The following is a 15,994-nucleotide window of genomic DNA, read 5'->3' as shown; positions in this document are numbered from 1 at the left end:
CGACAGCTTAGATACAACACGTACGCATGATGGCGACCGTCCAGAATACGGACGGGTAGATCGGATGGTCCGGTAAAGAACCCAACCCCGGCCGAGCAACCCCACAACCTTCTGTGCTAGTTACGAGTCACACACCTGCGGCCCCACATTCCTTGCTCACCTCAATCGGCCGCACCTCAGGGGCAATCGACAACATCGGGGTATCTCAGTTGATAACGGGCATCAAGGGCGGCTTCAAGTCCGTCCGCTTCCGCCGAGCCGCCGCCGTCTCCGTGACCGCCGGCGCCGTCCTCGCGACCGGAGCCCTCACCGCGGTCCCCGCGCAGGCCGCCACCGCGCCCACGATCGTCGCCAAGGCCGGCTACGTGATGAACAACGCGAACGGCGCGGGTCTGTACAGCAAGGCCGCGAACACCAAGCGCTCCACCGGCTCCACCACGAAGATCATGACTGCGAAGGTCGTTCTGGCGCAGTCGAACCTCAACCTGAACGCCAAGGTCACGATCCAGAAGGCGTACAGCGACTACATCGTGTCCAGGGGCGCCTCGTCCGCCCGGCTGATCGTCGGTGACAAGGTCACCGTGCGCCAGCTGCTCTACGGGCTGATGCTGCCGTCCGGCTGCGACGCCGCGTACGCGCTGGCCGACAAGTTCGGCTCGGGCTCGACCCGTGCGGCGCGTGTGAAGTCGTTCATCGGCAAGATGAACACCGAGGCGAAGAAGCTCGGTCTGACCAACACGCACTTCGACTCCTTCGACGGCATCGGCAACGGCAAGAACTACTCGACGCCGAAGGACCTGACGAAGCTCGCCAGCAACGCGATGAAGAACTCCACCTTCCGCGCGGTCGTGAAGACCAAGACGTACACCGCGAAGACCATCACCAAGACGGGCAGCACCCGCACGATGGGCACGTGGAAGAACACCAACTCGCTGCTCGGCAGCTACAGCGGCACGATCGGTGTGAAGACCGGCTCCGGCGACGAGGCCGGCTACTGCCTCGTCTTCGCCGCCACCCGCAACGGCAAGACGGTCTACGGCACGGTCCTCGCCTCCACGAACGCCACCCAGCGTGCGACGGACGCGAAGAAGCTCCTCAACTACGGCTTCGCCAAGCTCGGCTGAGTCGGAGTCGGGCAGCGCCCGAGCAGGACCGAGTGGGCCGCGCTTCCCGTGAGGGAGGCGCGGCCCCTCTTGTTACGCCCAGGTGATCAGGCGCTTCGGCTGTTCCAGGACGGCCGCCACGTCGGCCAGGACCTTCGAGCCCAGTTCGCCGTCGATCAGGCGGTGGTCGAAGGAGAGGGCCAGGGTGGTGACCTGACGGGGCTTCACCTTGCCCTTGTGGACCCACGGCTGGAGCTTGATCGCGCCGACGGCGAGGATGGCGGACTCGCCGGGCGGCAGGATCGGGGTGCCGGTGTCGACGCCGAAGACGCCGACATTGGTGATGGTCACCGTGCCGCCCTGCATCGCGGCGGGGGACGTCTTGCCCTCGCGGGCCGTGGCGACCAGCTCGGCCAGCCCCTCGGCCAGCTGGGGCAGCGTCTTGGCGTCGGCGTCCTTGATGTTCGGGACGATCAGCCCGCGCGGGGTGGCCGCCGCGATGCCCAGGTTGACGTAGTGCTTGACCACGATCTCCTGCGCCGCCTCGTCCCAGGACGCGTTGACGTCCGGGTTGCGCCTGATCGCGACCAGGAGCGCCTTGGCGATCAGCAGCAGCGGATTGACCCGCAGCCCCTGGAACTCCTTGTCCTGCTTGAGCTCCTCGACCAGCTTCATCGTGCGGGTCACGTCGACCGTCACGAACTCGGTGACATGCGGCGCGGTGAACGCCGAGCCGACCATCGCCGCGGCCGTCGCCTTGCGCACACCCCGGACCGGGATCCGGGTCTCGCGCGCCGCGTCGTACGACGCCGCCGGCGCCGCGGGAGCGGCCACCGGGGTGACGGGCGGTGCCGTCACCGGCTCGGGGGCCTGCTGCGGCGGGGTCACCGCGGCGTGCACGTCCTCGCGCGTGATGATGCCGTCCGGGCCGGACGGGATCACCGTCGCCAGGTCGACACCCAGGTCCTTGGCCAGCTTGCGCACCGGCGGCTTGGCCAGCGGGCGCGGCTTCGCGGCCGCGGCCGCCCCATGGCCGTTCAGCTCGCTCTGGATCGCCTTCGACGCCTCCTGGGCCGGGATCTCCGGGCCCTTGCGGGGGCGGCGCTTGGTGGAGGAGGTGGCCACGCCGTAGCCGACGAGCACCGGCTGGCGGCCCGAGCCCGCGGCCGGCTTCGACGGCTCGGGCTTCTTCTCGGCGGATACGGCGGGCGCGGCAGCCACGGCCGACGCGGATGCCTCGGGCGCCTGAGCGGCCGCCGCACCCCCGCCCGCGACATCCACCGAGATGATCGCCGTGCCCACGTCGACCGTGGTGCCCTCGCCGAAGCGCAGCTCGCGGACCACGCCGTCGTAGGGGATGGGCAGTTCGACGGCCGCCTTGGCGGTCTCGACCTCGCACACCACCTGGCCGTCGGTGACCGTGTCACCGGGCTGGACGTACCACTTGAGGATCTCGGCCTCGGTGAGGCCCTCGCCCACGTCCGGCATCTTGAACTCGCGTACGGACGCTTCCGTCATCGTCGTCACGACCCCTCTCCTCAGTACGCCAGCGAGCGGTCGACGGCGTCGAGTACCCGGTCCAGTCCGGGCAGGTACTCCTCCTCCAGCCGGGCCGGCGGATAGGGGGCGTGATAGCCGCCGACCCTGAGCACCGGGGCCTCCAGGTGGTAGAAGCAGCGCTCCGTGATCCGGGCGGCGATCTCCGCGCCCGAACCGAAGAACACCGGGGCCTCGTGGACCACCACCAGGCGGCGGGTCTTCTCCACCGACGCCTGGATCGAGTCGAAGTCCAGCGGGGACACCGAGCGCAGGTCCAGGATCTCCAGGGACCTGCCCTCCTCGGCGGCCGCGTCGGCCACCTCCTGGCAGAGCTTCACCATCGGGCCGTAGGCGACGAGGGTGAGGTCGGTGCCCTCGCGGACCACCCGGGCCTTGTGCAGCGGGCCCGGGATCGCCTCGGTGTTGACCTCGGCCTTGTCCCAGTAGCGTCGCTTGGGCTCGAAGAAGATCACGGGGTCGTCGCTCTGGATGGCCTGCTGCATCATCCAGTAGGCGTCGCCCGCGTTCGACGGGGAGACCACCTTCAGGCCCGACACGTGCGCGAACAGCGCCTCGGGGGACTCCGAGTGGTGCTCGACCGCGCCGATGCCGCCGCCGTAGGGGATACGGACGACGACCGGGAGCTTGACCTTGCCCAGGGAGCGCGCGTGCATCTTCGCGAGCTGGGTGACGATCTGGTCGTAGGCCGGGAAGACGAAGCCGTCGAACTGGATCTCCACCACCGGGCGGTAGCCGCGCAGGGCGAGGCCGATCGCCGTGCCGACGATGCCGGACTCGGCGAGGGGGGTGTCGATGACGCGGCTCTCGCCGAAGTCCTTCTGGAGGCCGTCCGTCACCCGGAAGACACCGCCGAGCTTGCCGACGTCCTCGCCCATGACGAGGACCTTGGGGTCGGTCTCCAGGGCACGCCGCAGCGATTCGTTGATCGCCTTGGCCAAAGCCATTTTTTCCACAGCCATCTTTTCCACGGTCATGGTCAGGCCCCCTCTCCATCCGCGAACGACGCCTGGTAGGCGGCGAACTGCGCCCGCTCCTCGTCGACGAGGGCGTGCCCGTCCGCGTAGACGTTCTCGAAGATGGCGAAGTGGTCCGGGTCCGGCATGGCGCGGACCGCTTCGCGTACTCGTTTGCCCAACGCCTCGCTCTCGGCCTCCAGTTCCGCGAAAAATCCCTCGTCCGCGTGGTTTGAGGCCTCCAGGTACCGGCGAAGGCGCAGGATCGGGTCCTTCGCCTCCCACGCCTCGCGCTCCTCGTCGGCGCGGTACTTGCTCGGGTCGTCGGAGGTGGTGTGGGCGCCCATGCGGTAGGTGTACGCCTCGACCAGGGTCGGGCCCTCGCCGCCGCGGGCACGCTCCAGCGCCCACCGCGTCACCGCGAGGCAGGCCAGGACGTCGTTGCCGTCGACGCGGACGCCCGGGAAGCCGTAGCCCTGCGCGCGCTGGTAGAGCGGGACGCGGGTCTGCCTCTCGGTCGGCTCGGAGATCGCCCACTGGTTGTTCTGGCAGAAGAACACCACGGGGGCGTTGTAGACCGCGGAGAAGGTGAACGATTCGGCCACGTCGCCCTGGCTGGAGGCGCCGTCGCCGAAGTACGCGATCACGGCGCTGTCCGCGCCGTCCTTGGCGACGCCCATCGCGTAGCCCGTGGCGTGCAGCGTCTGGGAGCCGATGACGATCGTGTAGAGGTGGAAGTTGTTGCTGTTGGGGTCCCAGCCGCCGTTGTTCACGCCGCGGAACATGCCCAGCAGGTTGGTGGGATCGACCCCGCGGCACCAGGCGACGCCGTGCTCGCGGTAGGTCGGGAAGACGTAGTCGTCCTCGCGGGTGGCGCGGCCCGAGCCGATCTGGGCGGCCTCCTGGCCGAGCAGCGAGGCCCACAGGCCCAGCTCGCCCTGGCGTTGCAGGGAGGTGGCCTCGGCGTCGAAGCGGCGGGTGAGGACCATGTCGCGGTACAGGCCGCGGAGGTCTTCGGGGGTGATGCCGGTGACGTACTTGTCGTAGGCGGCGCTCTTGACGCGTTTGCCCTCGGGCGTCAGCAGCTGGACGAGCTCGGGCTCGCCGCTCGGCGACTTCTTCGCGGCCGCGGGCTTCTTGGCGGCCGTGCTCTTCGCCGTCGTTCGCTTGCCGGCCGTGCCACCGGTCGTACCTGCGCTGCGTCGCGTGGTGCGCGCGGCAGTGCTCTCCACGGTCACGTGTGCTCCTCCGTCGGTCCGGCTACCCGGGTTCGCCGGGTGCCAGTGCGGCTCGCCTGTGGGCCCGCGGGACGCACGGGGTGGGTGCGCCCGGTCGGGAAACAGGCGTGACAGGTGCCCCGGCGAGCGCCCTGCAAAATGCACGTTACCCAGTGCTCCACAATTCTGTGAAACCCCTCCTGACCTGCGTTTTTGCTTGGATTTCCAAGTAAATTCGCAAAATCGGGAACAGTACCTGGTCACAGCCTTGCAGGGGGCCGGAACAACGGCACGTTATCCCGGTGACCCAGGTCACGGGAAGAGCCCGCCGAAAGCGGGATCACGCGGCCCGTGTGACACTGACCGCGTGCGAGAAGACGGAAAAATCAGGGTATTTCTCCTGGACGATCACGAAGTGGTACGGCGCGGTGTCCATGAGTTGCTGTCCGTCGAGAGCGACATCGAGGTCGTCGGCGAGGCCGGCACCGCCGCCGACGCCCTGGCCCGCATCCCGGCCGCCCTCCCGGACGTGGCGGTCCTGGACGTACGCCTCCCGGACGGCAGCGGGGTCGAGGTGTGCCGGGAGATCCGTTCGCGGGACGAGTCCGTCAACTGCCTGATGCTGACCTCGTTCGCCGACGACGAGGCCCTCTTCGACGCGATCATGGCGGGCGCCTCCGGATACGTCCTGAAGGCCATCCGCGGGAACGAACTGCTGGACGCCGTCCGGGACGTGGCGGCCGGCCGGTCCCTGCTGGACCCGGTGGCCACCGCGCGCGTGCTGGAACGCCTGCGCGACGGCGAGCGCGCCGAGCCCGACGAACTCGCCCGGCTGACCGACCAGGAGCGCCGGATCCTGGACCTGATCGGCGAGGGGCTGACCAACCGCGCGATCGGCGAGCGGCTGCACCTCGCCGAGAAGACGATCAAGAACTATGTGTCGAGCCTGCTGTCCAAGCTCGGCATGGAGCGGCGCTCCCAGGCGGCGGCCTACGTGGGACGACGGCAGGCCGAGGCGCAGCGGCGCTGAGCGGCAGACTCGGGACCTAAGACCCCCGTCGGGGGGCCGGGCGCCTCTTCTTCGCCCACGCGCGCGTGCCGGACAGTGGCCGTATGCCCACAGCCGACCGCCTCGCCGTCGACCACCTCGCCGTCGCCCGTTCCGCTGTCGACCGTTCCGCCGTCGACCGTCTCGCCGTCGATCTGCTCGCCCGCGCCGACCACGGCCGGGCGGTCACCAGCATGCGGGCGCTGCCCTTCATCGCCCTCGCGCGGCACATCGTGGTGGACGGCCGGGTGCTGCTGCGGATGCCCAGGAACTGCGGGTACCACCGGGCGTGCGTCGGCGGCGTCGTGGCCTACGGCGCGGACAACCTGAGCTCCGCCGGGCCGGGGGAGGGCCTGTGGTCGGCCCAGGTCGTGGGCGAGTGCACGGCGCACGACCCCACTCCCGCCGAGATCGCGCGCTTCGGACCCGCCCCGCGCCGCGTGGACGGCGAGCCGTACGAGCCCGTCTACCTGAGCATCGATCCGCGGTTCGGCACGGTGCACTCGACCGACGACGGCCTGGAAAGCCACTTCGAGCACATCCCGTGACCGAAAGCGACTGCCTGTGACAACGCCCAGCTCAGAGGCCTGAATCGTGCCCTAGCATCGGGCAGCGTGCCGCGCTCTTGTGTACCACCCCCCATGCCCCACGCGCCCCCGCTGGGCGCCCTTCTCCGGCAGTACGCAGCCGGTTCCGTCCTCGCCTGCGAGCCCGTCGACCAGGGGCTGCTCAACCGCGGCTACCGGCTGTGCACGACCCGCGGCCGCTACTTCCTCAAGCACCACTTCGACCCCGAGACCGCCACCCCCGCCGCCATCGCCCGTCAGCACCGGGCCACCGAGCGCCTGGCCGGCCTGGGCGTCCCCGTGGCGCCGCCGCTGCCCGACCGCGAGGGCCGCACGGTCGCGGTCGTCGGCGGTCACACGTACGCCCTGCACCCCTGGATCGACGGCCGGCACCGGCACGGCGGCCAGCTCACCCCCGCGCAGTGCGCACGGCTGGGGGCGCTTCTCGGGGTGGTGCACGCGAGCCTGGAGCGCGTGATGCCGACGCACGCGCGGGCGCGCGACCGATCGGACACGAGCCGCCGTGCCTCCGAGAGCCCCGACCCCGGCGACACCTTCGCCCTCATCGACGCGCTGCTCGCCCGGGTCCGCCGGCACCGCCCCGCCGACTCCTTCGACGAACTGGCCCGCCACCGCCTCCTGGAGCGGCGCGCCCTCCTGGAACGGCACGCCGACCGAAGGCCTCCGCGCGGCGGCTCGGTGGGCTGGGTGCACGGGGACTTCCACCCGTTCAACCTGCTCTACAAGGGCGACGCCCCGGCCGCGATCGTCGACTGGGACCGGCTCGGCGTCAAACCCCGGGCCGAGGAGGCCGTACGCGCCGCCGCGATCTTCTTCGTACGGCCCGCGGGCACCCTCGACCTGCCCAAGGTCCAGGCGTACGCGCGCGCGTACCGGCGTACGGCGGGCGCCACGCCCTCACAGCTGACGGCGGCCGTGCACCGGGTGTGGTGGGAGCGTCTGAACGACTTCTGGATGCTGCGCTGGCACTACGAGCGCGGGGACACCCGCGCGGACCCCCAGTTCCCGGCGGCCTCGGCGCTCGCGGTGTGGTGGACGCGGCGGTACGAGGCTGTGTGCGAGGCGTTCGCGGACTGAGGCGGGACCCGTGGGGCCCGTGGGGTGGTAGCGGAACCCGTGGGTGATGTGAGCTCCGGAAAACAGCACGCGCGCGTGGAGCCCGTTTCCGGGTCGCACGCGCGCGTGGAGGCTGTCTGGGGCGGGCCGGTCAGCCGCTCCCGTCTCCGCCACCGTCGCCGCCACCGATCGCGTCGCCCCCGATGGCGCCACCGGACGTGTCCGTGGGCCCACCCGTCGGCGTCGGCGGGTCGGACGGCGTGGGATCGCCCGTCGGCTCCGTGGGCGTCGGATCCGCCGTCGGGTCGTCCGTCGGCTGCTGCGTGGTCGGCGACGGTGTGTAGGACGGCGTGTACGAGGGCGTGTAGTCCCCGTTGGAGCCCGTGCTCGTGCCGTTGTCCGTGCTGGTGTCCGTCGGCTCGTCGGTGGTGTCGTCGCTCGGCGTCTCGCTGGGCGTCGCGTCGTCGGTGGTCTGCGAGGTGGTCGGCGACGGCGTGGTGCTGTCGCCGGGCTTCTTGTCGCCGCCGCTGTTCAGCGCCAGCGCGACGCCCGCCGCGATGGCGATCACCGCCAGGACGGCGAGGATCCACAGCTTGCCGCGGCCGCTGCCCCGGTTGCCCCTCCCCTCGAAGCCGCCGTCGTCCCCGCCGCCGTAGCCGGAGGGCAGGATCTGCTGCGGGATCTGCGCGGTGCCGGAGGCGTCGGCGCCGTGCGGCAGCACGGTCGTGCTCGCGAAGCCGGCCCCCGCGGCCCGCCGGCCGTCGGGCACGTCGACGTGGCCGGTGTTCCAGGTACCGGTGTGGCCGCCCTGCTCGTACAGCATCTGGAGGCCGTACTGGACCAGGCCGCGCATCTCCTCGGCCGTCTGGAAGCGGTCGTCCGGCTCCTTGGCGAGCGAGCGCATGACAAGGCCGTCGAGCTCAGGCGGGACCCCGTCGGAGACCTCGGACGGCGGCGTCGGGATGTCCTGGACGTGCTGGTAGACCACCGACAACGGGGTCTCACCGGTGAAGGGGGGCCGCAGCGCGAGGAGTTCGTAGAGCAGGCAGCCCGTCGCGTACAGGTCGGAGCGGTGGTCGACGGCCTTGCCGAGGGCCTGCTCCGGGGAGAGGTACTGCGGGGTGCCCATGACCATGCCGGTTTGAGTCATCGTCGTGGACGCGCCGTGCAGGGCTCGGGCGATGCCGAAGTCCATCACCTTGACCGCGCCGTTGTGCGTGATGATGACGTTGGCGGGCTTGATGTCGCGGTGCACGATGCCGTGCTGGTGCGAATAGGCGAGCGCCTCCAGGACACCCGAGACGATGATCAGGGCCTGCTCGGGGCCGGGCGCCTCGGCGTTGAGGAGGAGGTCGCGGATGGTGCGCCCCTCGACGATCTCCATCACGATGTACGGCACCGACTGGCCGCCCACGAAGTCCTCGCCGGAGTCGTACACGGCGACGATCGCGTGGTGGTTGAGCCCGGCCACCGACTGGGCCTCGCGCGTGAAGCGGGCCTTGGAGACGGGGTCCTCGGCGAGGTCGGCGCGCAGGAGCTTGACCGCCACGGTGCGCCCGAGACGTACGTCCTCGGCGGCGAACACCTCTGCCATGCCGCCCCGGCCGAGTCTGCGGGTCAGCCGATATCGGCCGTCACCGACCAGCCCGCCGTTACCCCACAGCTCCGGCGCATCTGACATACCGCCGCCAGTCGCCTCGGGGTCGGACGGGCCCTGAGCGCGCTGCTGTGCCATCAGTCCTCGCCGTCGTTTCTGCCCGCGGTGCGCGCGGTGTTGTTACGGTCTCCGTCGGCCACGCTACAGCCTCCGCGCAAGCCGCCGGTCCGGGAAGGCCCTGGAGACCGGCCCGAGACGGACCGGCCATCAAACCCGTATTACATGTCGGCGTGCAAATCCTGTGTACCGGCCGTACGTCCGCTGTAACGCTTCCGCGACGCTTCTTTCGCGTACGGTCACGGAACGGGCACCGAACTTGACGTGTCAGTGCCCTCCGGCAGACTTGGCCGGGATTAGACACTGGATCAACGAATTTTCGGGATCCTCTCGGCAGGACGACACTCGCCGGCGCTCGAAAGGCTATGGGGGACACACAACATGAGCCAGGACTCCGCACACGGCCGGTATGCGGGGCGTGCGCTGGCCGGTGGCCGCTATCAGCTGCGCGATCTGCTCGGCGAGGGCGGCATGGCCTCGGTGCATCTCGCCTACGACGCGGTGCTCGACCGCCAGGTCGCCGTCAAGACGCTCCACACCGAGCTGGGACGGGAACAGGCCTTTCGCGAGCGTTTCCGCCGTGAGGCCCAGGCCGTGGCCAAGCTCACGCACACCAACATCGTCTCGGTGTTCGACACCGGCGAGGACGAGCTGGACGGCACGACGATGCCGTACATCGTCATGGAGTACGTCGAGGGCCGCCCGCTCGGCTCGGTGCTCAACGCCGACGTGCAGCAGTACGGCGCGATGCCCGCCGACAAGGCGCTGAAGATCACCGCGGACGTGCTGGCGGCCCTGGAGATCAGCCATGAGATGGGGCTGGTCCACCGGGACATCAAGCCGGGCAACGTGATGATGACCAAGCGTGGCGTGGTGAAGGTGATGGACTTCGGCATCGCCCGCGCCATGCAGTCCGGTGTCACCTCCATGACCCAGACCGGCATGGTCGTCGGCACCCCGCAGTACCTCTCGCCGGAGCAGGCCCTCGGCCGCGGGGTGGACGCGCGTTCCGACCTCTACTCGGTCGGCATCATGCTGTTCCAGCTGGTCACCGGGCGGCTGCCGTTCGATGCGGACTCGCCGCTGGCCATAGCGTACGCACACGTCCAGGAGGAGCCGGTGGCTCCTTCCTCGATCAACCGTTCGCTGCCGCCGGCCGTGGACGCGCTGGTCGCCCGCGCGCTGAAGAAGAACCCGAACGAGCGTTTCCCGAGCGCCGAGGCGATGCGCGACGAGTGCCTGCGCGTGGCCTCGTCCTTCCAGCCTGCCGCTCCGAGCATCGTGCCGGGTGTGCAGACGTCGAGCGGCGCCGGTGTCGGCTCCGCGGTGTTCCCGCCGGTCGACCAGACGCCCCCGCCCCAGGGCAGCGTGCAGACGCCGTACCAGCCGGCCCCGACGCCGAGCCCGTACGGCGCCCCGCACGGCACCCCGCCTCCGTCGACGCCCGCCCCGTCGTACGGCTATCCGCAGCAGGGCGGCTACCCGACCCCGGGGCCGACGGCCTACGCGCCGCACCAGTCCCCGTCGACGCCGCCGCCGTACAACCTCACCCCGCAGCCCACGACCACGGCCTCCGGCGGGAGCGGGGGCGGCAGGAGCAACAAGCCGGTGATCGTCGGTTCGATCGTCGTCTCGCTGCTCGCCGTCGGCGGTCTGCTCGCGGCGCTGCTGCTGAACAGCGGCGGCGACGACGAGGCGGGTGGCGACAGCAGTGCCAGCCCCTCGGCCTCGGCGACCAAGGCGGCGGGCTACCGCGGTCCGGACACCACGAAGACGGTCGAGACGACCGAGTGCACCGAGCCGGCCGAGTCGTACAACGACCCCGACCAGGTGCGGATGCCGAGCTTCCAGTACAAGAACTGGGACTCGGTCCTCAAGTGCCTTCAGGCCGCCGGATGGCACTACAAGATCAACAAGGTGGACGAGAACACCTACGGCGACGGGACCGTGATCCAGCAGTTCCCCGACTCGGGCACCGACTTCGACCCGAAGAACCCGCCGAAGATGCAGTTCGACGTCTCCACGGGCAATCCGGCGTGAGACGCGTGTGACCGTGTCACGTGAGGTGACCGTGTGACGTGATGTGACTGTGTCACGTGACAAGGCCCGGCAGCGTCTGCTGCCGGGCCTTCGCCGTCGTCGGGGTGGTTGAGGCGGTGGGTGGGCGGGTGGGCTTACAGGTAAGGGCCGCCCGAGCGGCCGGCCGGGTGGCCGCCGTCGTCGCCGTCGTGGCCGACGCCCGGCGGAAGGGCGCGGCGCATCTGCTCCAGCTGGGCCCGCGCGGCCATCTGCTGGGCGAAGAGGGTGGTCTGGATCCCGTGGAAGAGGCCCTCCAGCCAGCCGACCAACTGCGCCTGCGCGATCCGCAGTTCCGCGTCGCTCGGGGTCGCCTCGTCCGTGAACGGCAGGGAGAGCCGCTCCAGCTCCTCGACCAGCTCCGGGGCCAGACCGTCCTCCAGCTCCTTCACCGAGCTGGCGTGGATCTCCTTGAGCCGGACCCGGCTCGCCTCGTCGAGGGGAGCCACCCGGACCTCTTCGAGCAGCTGCTTGATCATGCTTCCGATCCGCATGACCTTCGCCGGCTGTTCGACCATCTCCGTCACGGGAACCTCGCGGGAGTCATCGTCGCCTCCGCCACCGATGGCCATCCCGTCCTGACCCACGACCAAAATCTGGGGGTTCTCCGGCGACCGTTCGTTCCTCGGCATCTCCATGCCGCCATTCTCTCGCACGCCTACACCTCACCACCGTGGTGCCCCCGCCGAAGCCTGATCCACCGTTCCCACGCCATTTCGCTCCTCCGGCCCGCCCTGGAATGCCGGGGTAACGGCCGAATGTCAGGGTTGTCCCGTGACTGCCCGCCCGCGTGTGCTGCGTCTGCCGCGATTGCTGCGATTGCTGCGTTCCACGGCGCTGATCGTCGTGGTGGGGGCGAGTGCGGTCCTCATTCCGTACGGGGGTGTTTCGGCGTACGGGGACGAGTCGGCGTACGCCGCTCCCGACCTTCCCGTGCTCGATCCCTCTCCCTCGCTCTCCCCCTCCGCCGCGCCCTCCCGGGCCGGGAGTCGGGCCGGCGAGGGGCGGGAGCGGCCGGGGCGGCGGGAGGAAGCGGCCGAGGACACGGCCGACGACGGAGACGTGGACGCGGGTGGCGGCCGGGAGGGTCGGTACGACGGCGCCCCCACAGCCGTACCGGAAGCACCGGCGCAGACCGCGGCGGCGGTGCCCTCCGGGCTTCCGCAGCGGGCCGCCGGCCGGGCCGCCGAGCGGTCGGCCGGGCCGCGGCTGCACATCCTCCCGCTCGGCAGCGGCCTCATCCTCGTCGGACTCGGCCTGGGCCTCGCCTTCGTCGCCCTACGGGTACGGCGGGGGATGCCCTGAGCCCCACGGCTCTGTCAGGCCGCGCTCGGCCCGCCGTTTCCGTGCCTTCTACGACGCGATCAGCAGCACCTTGCCCACGTGGCCGCTCTCCTCCACCACCTGGTGTGCGGCGGAGGCCTCGCGCATCGGGAGTTCGCGGTCGACGACCGGGCTGATGTGACCGCCGTCGATGAGGGGCCAGACGTGTTCGCGTACGGCGGCGACGATGGCGGCCTTCTCCTCCGGGGGGCGGGCCCGCAGGGAGGTCGCGCTGATGGCGGCGCGCTTGGTCAGGAGGGTGGCGATGTTCAGTTCGGCCTTGATGCCGCCCTGCATGCCGATGATCGCGAGCCGTCCGTTGACGGCGAGGGCCTGGACGTTGCGGTCGAGGTACTTGGCCCCCATGTTGTCGAGGATGACGTCGGCCCCCGTCCCGCCGGTGGCCTGCCTGACCTCCTCTACGAAGTCCTGCTCCCGGTAGTTGACCAGGACGTCGGCACCGAGCTCCGCACAGCGGTCCAGCTTGGCGCGCGTACCCGCCGTCACGGCGACCTTCGCGCCGACGGCCTTGCCGAGCTGGATCGCCATCGTGCCGATGCCGCTGGAGCCGCCGTGCACGAGCAGCGTCTCGCCGGGGCGGAGGTGGGAGATCATGAAGACGTTGGACCAGACCGTGCACACCACCTCCGGGAGCGCGGCGGCCCGCTCCAGGGCGACGCCCTTGGGCACGGGCAGCAGCTGCCCGGCCGGTACGGCCACCTTCTCGGCGTAGCCGCCGCCCGAGAGCAGCGCGCACACCTCGTCGCCGACGCTCCAGCCGGAGACTCCGGTGCCGAGTGCGGCGATCCGCCCGGAACACTCCAGGCCGGGGTAGGGGGACGCGCCGGGCGGCGGGTTGTAGAAGCCCTGCCGCTGGAGGATGTCGGCGCGGTTCACGGCGCCGGCCGCCACCTCGACGAGCACCTCCCCCTCGCCGGGCACGGGATCCGGGACCTCGCTCCACACCAGCGCCTCGGGACCACCAGGTTCGGGAATCGTGATCGCATGCATGAAGGGGACGCTACTCCCCACCCCTCCGTCACCGGCCCCCGGTCCACACAGCGCCCACCCATTGCCGGGCCCTTGCCCTTCCCCACGCTCGCCCCCGCGCCGCCGGGCCACCACTCGCGTCCAGCCCCTCCCTCTCCGCCGGCGCCCGCACCCTCGGTCGAGTCCTCCCCGAAGCCGTAACCCTCCTGTGCCGTCCCCTTCCGTCGTAGCGCCCGCTCCCGCGAGGGACCACGCACGGGAAGTTCGTGAGCAACCCCGCCGCCCCGGCCCGCGCCCCCGAGCCACACCCCCGGCCCACCCCTCCTCCGCCCCCCGACCGATCCCCCTCGGTCCTCCGACCGATCCCCCTCGTCCCTTGGACCGGACCCTCAGAAAAACCCTGTGCGGGACCGATGAGTTTGGGCGACGGTAAAGGTCTCCCCATGCGTAACCCAAGTACGCGGAAGGACTCCCCATGAGCCAGCACACGTCCGGCCTGGCCATCGAGACCGCAGGGCTGGTGAAGACGTTCGGCGAGACACGTGCCGTCGACGGAGTCGACCTCGCGGTGCCGGCCGGCACCGTCTACGGCGTTCTCGGTCCGAACGGCGCCGGGAAGACCACCACGGTCAAGATGCTCGCCACCCTGCTCCGGCCCGACGGCGGCCAGGCCCACGTCTTCGGCCACGACGTCGTCCGGGAGGCCGACGAGGTCCGCAGCCGGGTCAGCCTCACCGGCCAGTACGCCTCCGTCGACGAGGACCTCACCGGCACCGAGAACCTGATCCTGCTGGGTCGCCTCCTCGGTCACCACAAGCATGCCGCGCGACAGCGCGCCGGTCAGCTGCTGGAGGCCTTCGGCCTCACGGACGCGGCCGGCAAGCAGGTCAAGCACTACTCGGGCGGCATGCGGCGCCGTATCGACATCGCCGCCTCCATCCTGAACACGCCCGATCTGCTCTTCCTCGACGAGCCGACGACCGGCCTGGACCCGCGCAGCCGCAACCAGGTCTGGGACATCGTGCGCGCGGTCGTCGCCCAGGGCACCACCGTGCTGCTGACCACGCAGTACCTGGACGAGGCCGACCAGCTCGCCTCCCGGATCGCCGTCATCGACCAGGGCAAGGTGATCGCGGAGGGCACCAAGGGCGAACTGAAGGCCTCCGTCGGCGCCGGCTCCGTCCATCTGCGCCTGCGCGATCCGGCCCAACGGCCGCAGGCCGAGCAGGTGCTACGGCTGACCCTGGACGCCGACGTCCAGCTGGAGCCCGATCCGGTGGCCCTGACGGCCCGCGTCGGAGCCGGGGCGGCGAACGGGCAGGGGGCGGCCGAGCAGGCGGCCCGCGCGCTCGCCGAACTGGCCCGCTCCGGAGTGGTCGTGGACAACTTCTCGCTCGGCCAGCCCAGCCTGGACGAGGTGTTCCTCGCCCTCACCGGACACGACACCCAAGACGGCAGCAAGAACACGAAGGACGAGGTGGCGGCATGAGCACCGCGACACAGACCGAGAGCAAGGACCTCGCCCCCGTCAGCGCCGAGTCGCTGGCCGCGCTGCTCGTCTCCGGGGAGCGGCCGCCGCGCCCCAGCGCGCTGTCGGCCTCGCTGACCTTCGGCTGGCGGGCCATTCTCAAGATCAAACACGTGCCGGAGCAGCTCTTCGACGTCACGGCGTTCCCGATCATGATGGTGCTGATGTACACGTACCTGTTCGGGGGCGCCCTGGCCGGCTCCCCGAAGGAGTACATCCAGTTCCTGCTGCCGGGCATCATGGTGATGTCGGTCGTGATGATCACGATGTACACCGGTGTCTCGGTGAACACCGACATCGAGAAGGGCGTCTTCGACCGCTTCCGGTCGCTGCCGATCTGGCGGCCCTCGACGATGGTCGGCTATCTGCTCGGCGACGCCCTGCGCTACACGATCGCCTCCGTCGTGATGCTCACCGTCGGCCTGATCCTGGGCTACCGCCCGGACGGCGGGATCGTCGGCGTGCTCGCCGGGGTCGTCCTGCTGGTCGTGTTCTCGTTCGCGTTCTCGTGGATCTGGACGATGTTCGGTCTGATGCTGCGCACCGAGAAGTCGGTGATGGGCGTCAGCATGATGGTGATGTTCCCGCTGACCTTCCTGTCGAACATCTTCGTCGACCCGAAGACCATGCCGGGCTGGCTCCAGGCCTTCGTCAACAACAGCCCGATCACCCATCTGTCCTCGGCCGTCCGCGAGTTGATGGCGGGCGACTGGCCGGCCGACGAGATCGCCTGGTCCCTGGGATGGGCAGGACTGTTCCTCGCCGTCTTCGGGCCGATCACCATGCGGCTCTACAACCGCAAGTGATCGGCCGTACGACAGCCGGCCGGCCGCTGGCGG

General features: G+C 70.5%; 14 protein-coding genes. 8 read left to right on the top strand and 6 right to left on the bottom strand.

Going from position 1 to position 15,994, the window contains the following annotated elements; all coding sequences use genetic code 11:
- Positions 1–209 precede the first annotated feature (209 nt).
- The gene (locus SLINC_RS23000) at positions 210–1,124 is read left to right on the top strand and encodes a D-alanyl-D-alanine carboxypeptidase family protein (RefSeq protein ID WP_067436308.1); all 915 of its coding nucleotides are present in this window, start codon (positions 210–212) and stop codon (positions 1,122–1,124) included.
- A gap of 72 nt (positions 1,125–1,196) precedes the next feature.
- Here the strand turns inward: SLINC_RS23000 and SLINC_RS22995 are convergent, their stop codons facing one another.
- From SLINC_RS22995 to pdhA, 3 genes are read right to left on the bottom strand one after another with little or no spacing between them, the layout of a single operon-like run.
- Complete coding sequence (locus SLINC_RS22995; RefSeq protein ID WP_067436305.1) at positions 1,197–2,630, bottom strand: dihydrolipoamide acetyltransferase family protein; 1,434 nt, start codon at positions 2,628–2,630, stop codon at positions 1,197–1,199.
- Between the two features lie 11 nt (positions 2,631–2,641).
- Entirely contained in the window at positions 2,642–3,622 is a 981-nt protein-coding gene (locus SLINC_RS22990) for an alpha-ketoacid dehydrogenase subunit beta (RefSeq protein ID WP_067445619.1), read from the bottom strand.
- Between the two features lie 17 nt (positions 3,623–3,639).
- On the bottom strand, positions 3,640–4,854 hold the full coding sequence (gene pdhA / locus SLINC_RS22985; protein ID WP_067436301.1) for a pyruvate dehydrogenase (acetyl-transferring) E1 component subunit alpha: 1,215 nt from the start codon (positions 4,852–4,854) through the stop codon (positions 3,640–3,642).
- Between the two features lie 346 nt (positions 4,855–5,200).
- Between pdhA and SLINC_RS22980 the strand changes: the two genes are divergently transcribed.
- From SLINC_RS22980 to SLINC_RS22970, 3 genes are all read left to right on the top strand, one after another.
- Positions 5,201–5,863: a response regulator gene (locus tag SLINC_RS22980; protein WP_067436298.1), complete on the top strand. Its 663-nt coding sequence runs from the start codon at positions 5,201–5,203 to the stop codon at positions 5,861–5,863.
- An 83-nt stretch (positions 5,864–5,946) separates the two neighbouring features.
- The gene (locus tag SLINC_RS22975) at positions 5,947–6,429 is read left to right on the top strand and encodes a pyridoxamine 5'-phosphate oxidase family protein (RefSeq protein WP_225988361.1); all 483 of its coding nucleotides are present in this window, start codon (positions 5,947–5,949) and stop codon (positions 6,427–6,429) included.
- Between the two features lie 93 nt (positions 6,430–6,522).
- A complete protein-coding gene (locus SLINC_RS22970; protein ID WP_067436295.1) occupies positions 6,523–7,545 on the top strand; it encodes a phosphotransferase in 1,023 nt (340 codons plus the stop codon).
- A gap of 130 nt (positions 7,546–7,675) precedes the next feature.
- Here SLINC_RS22970 and SLINC_RS22965 read toward each other — a convergent pair whose 3' ends face one another.
- A complete protein-coding gene (locus SLINC_RS22965; RefSeq protein WP_107406660.1) occupies positions 7,676–9,262 on the bottom strand; it encodes a protein kinase domain-containing protein in 1,587 nt (528 codons plus the stop codon).
- A gap of 357 nt (positions 9,263–9,619) precedes the next feature.
- Between SLINC_RS22965 and SLINC_RS22960 the strand changes: the two genes are divergently transcribed.
- Positions 9,620–11,278 (top strand): Stk1 family PASTA domain-containing Ser/Thr kinase, encoded by a 1,659-nt coding sequence (locus tag SLINC_RS22960; protein WP_067436289.1) that lies wholly within the window; start codon positions 9,620–9,622, stop codon positions 11,276–11,278.
- 134 nt (positions 11,279–11,412) lie between these two features.
- Here SLINC_RS22960 and SLINC_RS22955 read toward each other — a convergent pair whose 3' ends face one another.
- The gene (locus SLINC_RS22955; RefSeq protein ID WP_067436286.1) at positions 11,413–11,952 is read right to left on the bottom strand and encodes a bacterial proteasome activator family protein; all 540 of its coding nucleotides are present in this window, start codon (positions 11,950–11,952) and stop codon (positions 11,413–11,415) included.
- Between the two features lie 136 nt (positions 11,953–12,088).
- Here SLINC_RS22955 and SLINC_RS22950 point away from each other — a divergent pair, with 136 nt between their 5' ends.
- Positions 12,089–12,619, top strand: a complete 531-nt coding sequence (locus tag SLINC_RS22950) for a hypothetical protein (protein WP_225988360.1) — start codon at positions 12,089–12,091, stop codon at positions 12,617–12,619.
- A 48-nt stretch (positions 12,620–12,667) separates the two neighbouring features.
- Here SLINC_RS22950 and SLINC_RS22945 read toward each other — a convergent pair whose 3' ends face one another.
- Positions 12,668–13,648: an NAD(P)H-quinone oxidoreductase gene (locus SLINC_RS22945; RefSeq protein ID WP_067436283.1), complete on the bottom strand. Its 981-nt coding sequence runs from the start codon at positions 13,646–13,648 to the stop codon at positions 12,668–12,670.
- Positions 13,649–14,102: 454 nt separating this feature from the next.
- Between SLINC_RS22945 and SLINC_RS22940 the strand changes: the two genes are divergently transcribed.
- Together SLINC_RS22940 and SLINC_RS22935 are read left to right on the top strand one after the other, a co-directional pair.
- Complete coding sequence (locus SLINC_RS22940) at positions 14,103–15,116, top strand: ATP-binding cassette domain-containing protein (RefSeq protein ID WP_067436280.1); 1,014 nt, start codon at positions 14,103–14,105, stop codon at positions 15,114–15,116.
- Positions 15,113–15,961 (top strand): ABC transporter permease, encoded by an 849-nt coding sequence (locus tag SLINC_RS22935; protein ID WP_067436277.1) that lies wholly within the window; start codon positions 15,113–15,115, stop codon positions 15,959–15,961. Before SLINC_RS22940 ends, SLINC_RS22935 begins: the two co-directional genes overlap by 4 nt.
- Positions 15,962–15,994 lie beyond the last annotated feature (33 nt).

This window comes from Streptomyces lincolnensis (assembly GCF_001685355.1).
GTDB classification, from domain to species: domain Bacteria; phylum Actinomycetota; class Actinomycetes; order Streptomycetales; family Streptomycetaceae; genus Streptomyces; species Streptomyces lincolnensis.
The sequence above is the reverse complement of the archived record's forward strand: the minus strand, read 5'-3'. Positions and strand labels throughout refer to the sequence as shown.